At 55.1% G+C, this 6,814-nt stretch carries 8 protein-coding genes; 4 read left to right on the forward strand and 4 right to left on the reverse strand.

Annotated elements, in window-relative coordinates; translation table 11 throughout:
- Nucleotides 1-40 precede the first annotated feature (40 nt).
- Together Q9R34_RS20660 and Q9R34_RS20665 are read right to left on the reverse strand one after the other, a co-directional pair.
- A complete protein-coding gene (locus tag Q9R34_RS20660) occupies nt 41-856 on the reverse strand; it encodes an SDR family NAD(P)-dependent oxidoreductase (protein ID WP_485896217.1) in 816 nt (271 codons plus the stop codon).
- 150 nt (nt 857-1,006) lie between these two features.
- Nucleotides 1,007-1,945, reverse strand: a complete 939-nt coding sequence (locus Q9R34_RS20665; RefSeq protein WP_485896219.1) for a GlxA family transcriptional regulator — start codon at nt 1,943-1,945, stop codon at nt 1,007-1,009.
- 297 nt (nt 1,946-2,242) lie between these two features.
- Here Q9R34_RS20665 and Q9R34_RS20670 point away from each other — a divergent pair, with 297 nt between their 5' ends.
- Nucleotides 2,243-2,452, forward strand: a complete 210-nt coding sequence (locus Q9R34_RS20670; RefSeq protein ID WP_434123554.1) for a YdgH/BhsA/McbA-like domain containing protein — start codon at nt 2,243-2,245, stop codon at nt 2,450-2,452.
- 122 nt (nt 2,453-2,574) lie between these two features.
- Here Q9R34_RS20670 and Q9R34_RS20675 read toward each other — a convergent pair whose 3' ends face one another.
- A complete protein-coding gene (locus Q9R34_RS20675; protein WP_485896221.1) occupies nt 2,575-3,540 on the reverse strand; it encodes a LysR family transcriptional regulator in 966 nt (321 codons plus the stop codon).
- Nucleotides 3,541-3,991: 451 nt separating this feature from the next.
- Here Q9R34_RS20675 and Q9R34_RS20680 point away from each other — a divergent pair, with 451 nt between their 5' ends.
- Together Q9R34_RS20680 and Q9R34_RS20685 are read left to right on the forward strand one after the other, a co-directional pair.
- Nucleotides 3,992-4,150 carry a hypothetical protein gene (locus tag Q9R34_RS20680; protein WP_485896223.1) on the forward strand — a complete coding sequence of 53 codons (159 nt, stop codon included), beginning with the start codon at nt 3,992-3,994 and terminating at the stop codon, nt 4,148-4,150.
- Nucleotides 4,151-4,208: 58 nt separating this feature from the next.
- A complete protein-coding gene (locus Q9R34_RS20685; RefSeq protein ID WP_485896225.1) occupies nt 4,209-5,408 on the forward strand; it encodes an L-dopachrome tautomerase-related protein in 1,200 nt (399 codons plus the stop codon).
- 137 nt (nt 5,409-5,545) lie between these two features.
- On the opposite strand, the gene Q9R34_RS20690 is transcribed toward Q9R34_RS20685, so the two are convergent.
- A complete protein-coding gene (locus tag Q9R34_RS20690; RefSeq protein WP_485896227.1) occupies nt 5,546-6,601 on the reverse strand; it encodes an acyltransferase family protein in 1,056 nt (351 codons plus the stop codon).
- Nucleotides 6,602-6,667: 66 nt separating this feature from the next.
- On the opposite strand from Q9R34_RS20690, the gene Q9R34_RS20695 reads away from it, so the two are divergent.
- Nucleotides 6,668-6,814: IS1 family transposase (locus Q9R34_RS20695; protein WP_001393286.1), on the forward strand; the 147-nt coding region annotated here is incomplete at its 3' end.

The following is a 6,814-nucleotide window of genomic DNA, read 5'->3' on the forward strand; positions in this document are numbered from 1 at the left end:
CAGATGATAAGTAGTAAGGTTATTAGGCTGTCGGAGTGGATCAGTGCATGGAAACCGCTTGATAGCGTGGCGCCGGCGCGTCGCTGCCAAGATGCGGGATCATCGCCTGGCGCGCCTGCTCATAAGTGGTCCACAGGTTTTCATCCTGCAGGGACGGAATAGTGACAAGCTCGCCGCGGGCAAAACCGGTCAGCGCGGCGTCCACCATCTCCTGTGCGCTCATGACGATTTTTGGATTGAGTTGCTCGACGGGCAGGCCGCCGCTCTCCCAGAACGGCGTCGCGGTCGCGCCGGGCAGTACCGCCTGCACCTGAATGCCTTTACCGGCCAGTTCGTGATGCAGCGACTGCGTAAACGCCAGCACAAAGGCTTTGCTGCCGCCATAAACCCCGTTCAGCAACTCAGGCGCAATACTGACGATAGAGGCAATATTGATAACGGCGCCGCGCCCGCGGTTGACGAAGCCGGGCACCGCGGCGTAGGTCAGGCGGGTCAGCGCGGTGACGTTCAGGTTGATCATGGCGGTCATCTGCTCCACGCTGCTCTGCAGCAGCGGCGTATGGGTGCCGATGCCGGCATTGTTAACCAGAAGCGTGATGCTGGCGTCCTGACGCAGCTTCTCTTCCAGGCTGGCAAGCTGGGCGGTATCGGCCAGGTCAGCCGCAACAACCTCGACGCTGCGGCCGCTGTCGGTGGTGATATGCTCTGCCAGCTGGTTCAGGCGATTGTGGTTACGTGCCACGATAATCAGGTCATAGCCCATGCGTGCCAGGCGGCCAGCGTAAAGTGCGCCCATGCCGGTGGAGGCGCCGGTGACAACGGCAGTGCCGCGGTTGGTCAGTGTTTGCTGCGTCATGATATTCACCTTGTCAGTTATCGGGTTGGTGAATTCATAGTACGCAGTCGGGCACCGGCGCGGCTGACAAGAAAGGGCGTGTTTCAGGACATCATGATGGCCGGATTAACGGACATCATGATGGAGGAGGGATAAAGAGAGGCGAGGCGATCAGGCTTTTCCGGTGCGTATAGACTGTGGCGGAATGCCATAGCCGCGCATAAAGACCTCGCGCATGTGTCGCCGGTCGCGAAATCCAGATTCCCGTGCGATCACTTCCATCGAGAGCCTGCTCTGTTCAATCAGCAGCCTGGCATTTTCAAGGCGCAACGCCTCCACCGCTTTTGCCGGCGACTTGCCGGTTTCAGAACGGAACAGCCGGCTGAGCTGACGCGCGCTGACGTGCACCGCATCCGCCATCTCTTCAATGGTGAGCGGCTTGCTGAGATTCTTGCGCGCATACTCCAGCGCGGACTGCAGGCGATCGCTGCGCGGCGCGAGCATCAGCATCTCCGAATGCTGGGTCTGCCCACCCGAGCGGCGATGGTGCATCACCAGCAGATGCGCCACGCTGCGCGCGACGTCCGCGCCCAGATCCTTTTCCACCATGCCCAGCGCCATATCAAGACCGGCGGTTAAGCCGGCGGACGTCCAGACGTGGTCGTCGATGATAAAGATGCGGTCTTCCTCCACTCGAGTGGTGGGGTGCATGGTTTTCAGGGTCTGCGCGTGGATCCAGTGTGTGGTCGCCCGGCGTTCGGCAAGTAATCCCGCCTGACCCAGCACGAAGGCGCCAGTGCAAATACCGGCCACGCGGCGTGCTTTCAGCGCATGGGTCTGCAAAAAGGTCACCACGCCAGGCGTTGCTGGCAGCTCAACCGGCGTCAGCACCCCGGCGATGAGCCAGGTGTCAACGGGCGCGTCCGCATCAAGCGGTTTGCTGTCGACGCTGAAGCCGTACGAAGATAAAACGGATCCACCCCTTTCAGAGTAAACCGCGCAATCATAGAAAGGTTCACCCTTAACCTGATTGGCAAACTCAAAGATACTCAGCGTGGACAACCCTAAAACCTGAAAGTAATCAGAAATCAGCAAGCCTACCCGATGCATCCTATTCTCCTGTCACAGTCTGGCGCCGGAACCGTCTGGGGTGCCGGTATCGCTGAAAACGTTGAGCATTAACAATACCCTGAATATGACGCTTTACGTACTGACTTTTTAAGTGTGCGTCAATCCTCCTGCCGAACCGGACTTTCTATCTTCACTTTTCACGTGAAAGTGTTTGCTGTTATTGCACCTGTTTTGCAGCAGATGTCCGCACTATTATTCATTTCACACAAGGCAGCGGAAATAACCGGCTGCCCTGATAAATAACCCTGAACATCTCAATCACTGAAGGAAATGAAAATGAAAACTGTAAAATCTGCGCTGATTATTGCCGTTCTGTCCGCCATTTCATTTGGCAGCGTTGCTCAGAGCATTACCGCAACGGGTTCGACGCTGGATGAAGCGGAGTCACATATTGCGCAGCAGGCTAAAAAAGCCGGTTCTGATTATAAAATTACCGAAAGCTACGCGGGCAACCAGTTCCATATGACGGCCGAGCTGATTAAGTAAATTTAAGACCGATGAAAATGGCCATTTATTTAAATGGCCTTTTCTTTTTTTATTAATTTCCTGTCCGCTTTAATTAGCGTTTGCCAAACATCGCTGCGATAACACCGTCTCGCGCTTTTTATTCAGGCGCTCTGGTTCGCTGCCAGTTCAGTCTGCGCGCCCTTTACAAAAGCCGGGTGGGTGCGCATCAACGCCGTGATGGACTTAAGGTGTTCGCGCAGCAGGCCATGCAGCTCCCGGATCGCCGGAGAAAACTGTTTACGGTGAGGACAGATAAGATTCAACGGCACGGCTTCCCCAGGCTGTTCGGGAAGCAGCACTTCCAGCCGACCGGCCAGCACATCGCTGCTGACATCTATCCATGATTTATAGGCAATGCCCATTCCCGCGACTGCCCAGCGCCTCACCAGATCGGCATCATCGCACAGCATCCTGCTGCTTACCGTCAGCTGGCGCCGAACGCCATTTTCTGGAAATGACCATTTATCGTAAGCGTGCCCGTTCAAGGTGTAGAGCAGACAGTGGTGCCTGAGCAAATCATCAAGGCGCTGCAGCCTGCCGTGTTTGTTGATATAGGCGGGTGAAGCGGTGAGCACGCGCCGGTTATCTTCGGCCAGCGGCAAGGCCACATAACTGCTGTTTTCAAGCGTGCCATAGCGGATGGCCACATCCACCGGATCGCGAAAGACATCGCTGACCTGATCGGACAGAAAGAGGCGAAGGGATATTTTGGGATGTTTTTCGCAGAAAGCGGTGATCACCGGCAGGATGATGTTCCGCCCGATGTCTGAGGGAACGGCAATTTTCAGCTCACCCTGGATTTCATCTTCATTGCCCTGCAGGCGTTCCGTTCCTGCCTGCAGGATGGTCAGCATTTCCTGTGCATAGGGCAGCCAGGTTTCTCCCTCTGCGGTCAGGCGCAGGCTGCGGGTGGATCGCGCAAACAGGCGTTTATTCAGGTCGCGCTCCAGACGGTTGACGGCGGCACTGACCTGCCCCGGAAGAATATCGGCTTCACGGGCTGCACTGGAAAAGCTGCCCAGCGCGGCGGAACGGACGAACAACGTAACATCTTCAAGACGTATCATTGAGGCTCCAGAATGCAAAACGTATTCGGATCCGGTCAGGCTGAGACGGCCTGGTCATCAGAAGGACTGATCAACGCGGAATGATTTAAAAGGCGCAGCCAGCAGGAACTGCTCAATGTTTTGCCAGCCATATGGCGGTTTTTGTAACAGAAACTGGGCAGCCGCGCTACTGACAGCGTGTTCAGACGCGTCAAATTCAGGCGAACAGAGCGCCCTTAAACCGCTATCCACTCAACCTGGGCAACAGGGCGATCGCTAAATCAGGCCTGCTGCGTAATGCGATCGCTACTCCTGACGCCCGCGGCGATCAATCCGTTCTGCCGTGATTTTCACTGTTAGAGTGAAAGTGCTGATGTCGTTACCCCGTTTTTCTGCACGTTCTGAGCCCGTAATCTCTCGTTAACGAATCCACAGCGCTGTTGCTGACGCCACCATCAACGGGAACCACCCTATGAAAGCCATTTTTTACAGCCAGAACGAGATTCTGGAGAGCGTGCGCCGCCTGATCGAGCACGGCACCCTGCGCACGACGAAAGGTGAGCACTCCGGAAAAATCAGCGCGGAAAACCTTCGTCGGGCACGCGGAAAAATCGTGCTGGAAGGCTTTTGATTTCACCGCCGGTTACGCCACAGGCTGGCTGGCCCATTCAATATCCCAGGAAGATGCAATGATGAAAACACGTATGATAAAAACGGCGTTAGCGCTCTCTGTGGCGCTGGTGGCGGGTGGCAATACCCTGAATGCGCTGGCGGCAGACGATCACGCGTTGCCTGCGCTCAGCGAGCTTGCTCAGGACCGCGCAATTGGCAAACCCGAAGTGGTGGCGACATTTAGCGGCGCTATGCCGACCGGGGTGACCGTTACCGAAACGGGCCGTATTTTTGTAAATTTCCCGCGCTGGGGTGACGACGTGCCGTTTACCGTGGCCGAGGTAAAAGGGAACCGGCTAGTGCCTTACCCGGACGCCGCGATAAATATCACTGACAATTCAGCTCCCCGCACGCATTTGCTGAGCGTGCAGAGCGTGGTGGCCGACGGCCGGGGCCGGGTCTGGATACTCGATACCGCCGCGCCGGGCTTTTCAAAACCGGTTACAGGCGGCGCAAAACTTGTGGCGGTTAACCTGAAAACGAATCGGGTTGAAAAAACTGTTGTTTTCCCGGCTGACGTGATTAAACCCGCCACCTACGTCAACGACATGCGCTTCGATTTTCGCATCGGTAAAGCTGGCGTGGCGTACGTGACCGACTCTTCACTGTCCGGGACCGGCGCGATTATCGTTATCGATCTGGACACCGGCAAAGCGCTGCGCCGTCTGGACGGCGACCGCACAACGTCGCCTGAAGTGGGCTTTTCACCTGTCGTTGAGGGCGAAACGCTGCTTCAGCGTCACGCGGACGGAACAACCGCGCCGTTCAGCGTAGCCTCTGACGGCATTGCTCTCTCTCCGGACGGTAACACGCTCTATTACAGTCCGCTCTCGGGGCGTCACCTGTATGCCGTTTCCACGGCGCTACTTCGCGATCCGGCCGTCACAGCGTCTCAACTCTCGGCGTCCGTGAAGGATCTGGGTGAAAAAGGGGCGTCAGATGGCCTGGAAAGCGATGCGACAGGCGCTGTGTATACCGGTGACTATGAGCGCAATGCTATCCGCAAGCTGCCGGCTGGCGGGGAGTGGACAACCCTTGCGCACGGCCCTGAAATCCTGTGGCCGGATACCCTGTCGGTCGGGCCAGATGGCTATCTCTACTTCACTACCAACCAGCTGAACCGCCAGCCCGGTTTCCACGGCGGTAAGGATTTGCGCCAGAAGCCGTATGCTCTGCTACGCATCAAAATCAACGCAGCGCCCGCCCCAACGCACTAAGCCACTTCACAGTCGGGGGCAGAGTGCCCCGCCGTCAGCGCAGATCGCATTGATTACCCGCCAAAGCAGACACGTCGGAAGCGCCCTAAACCATTCTGTAGCATAAAGCCCACGTCTGGCATGGGCTGAAGGGCGCTTTACTGCTTATGGTTTGCTGCGCGGGAAGGCGACCCGGCATTGCTTTCCTGAATGACAGGCTTAATTTTCCCGGCCCGAATAAACGGCCTTTCGATATAACGCCATGACAACCACGCGAGTAAGCAGGAAAGAATAATGGAAACGGTAAACCTCACATATCCATCTTCGATTCCAATGCTTGCGAATCGCTTCCCTAAGCCGTTATTCATCAAGGTATGAATCAGATAAAGAGAAAAAGAAATGTCGCCTAACCGTATTAAAAGTTCAGGTACATACTTACCAATAATATCCTCAGAAAGTGCAAAAGTTAATAAAATGAGGCCATATATCCAGCCCGAACTCAGCAGCCCGTGGCCGGCAAACATACCATGACTAAAGCAGTAGGCTGCAGCGATCAGGCTACACCCTGCACCAACGGCCATAATTTTGGGTGATAGCCACTTCAGGTAAGGGAGTAGTAGTCCGACGCACATTCCTGTGATAAAAAGCCAAGTCATCGGGTTAGTGATCAACCCAGCCAGGGCTGAATCAATCTTATATCCGGCAGGCTGAAGCGTTAACTGATGGCCTAAAGTCAAAGGCAGCACAATAAGCGTGGCAGCAAACAGCGCGCCAGCCCCTGTCCAGCGCTTAGCAAACAGAAGCGCAACGGAGATAAACAGGTAAAACATAACCTCATAATTTAGTGTCCATCTGACGCCATACATTCCACTATCGTCAACATAAAAGGGGGGATGGTCGGGTAAAATCGGCATAAAGGTCAGGGCGCTAATAAGGTTTTCTGTTTTATCCGGATAATGAAATGTACTCATCGCGCCTGTCAGGAAAAAAGAGATAAGCAGGATGATATAGTAGGCCGGTAATATTCTCAGTGCCCTTTTTTTTAAAAAGGTCAAGGCGCCGATAATACCCTGAGGCGATCTTGCCGCGCTCAGCGTTATAACAAATCCGCTGATAAGAAAAAAGAGATCAACACCGGTTGCTCCCCATCCAAAAAGTTCATCTCCACGCCCTGGAATCTGAGCATTAATGTTCCATCGGAAGTGGAAAAGCATAACGCTTAGCGGGTGATGCTGCCAACTTACTGATTTAGTGTATGATGGTGTTTTTGAGGTGCTCCAGTGGCTTCTGTTTCTATCAGCTGTCCCTCCTGTTCAGCTACTGACGGGGTGGTGCGTAACGGCAAAAGCACTGCCGGACATCAGCGCTATCTCTGCTCTCACTGCCGTAAAACATGGCAGTTACAGTTCACATACACCGCCTCTCAG

The sequence above is a fragment of the Enterobacter sp. BRE11 genome (genome assembly GCF_031844285.1).
In the GTDB taxonomy this organism is placed as follows: Bacteria; Pseudomonadota; Gammaproteobacteria; order Enterobacterales; family Enterobacteriaceae; genus Pantoea.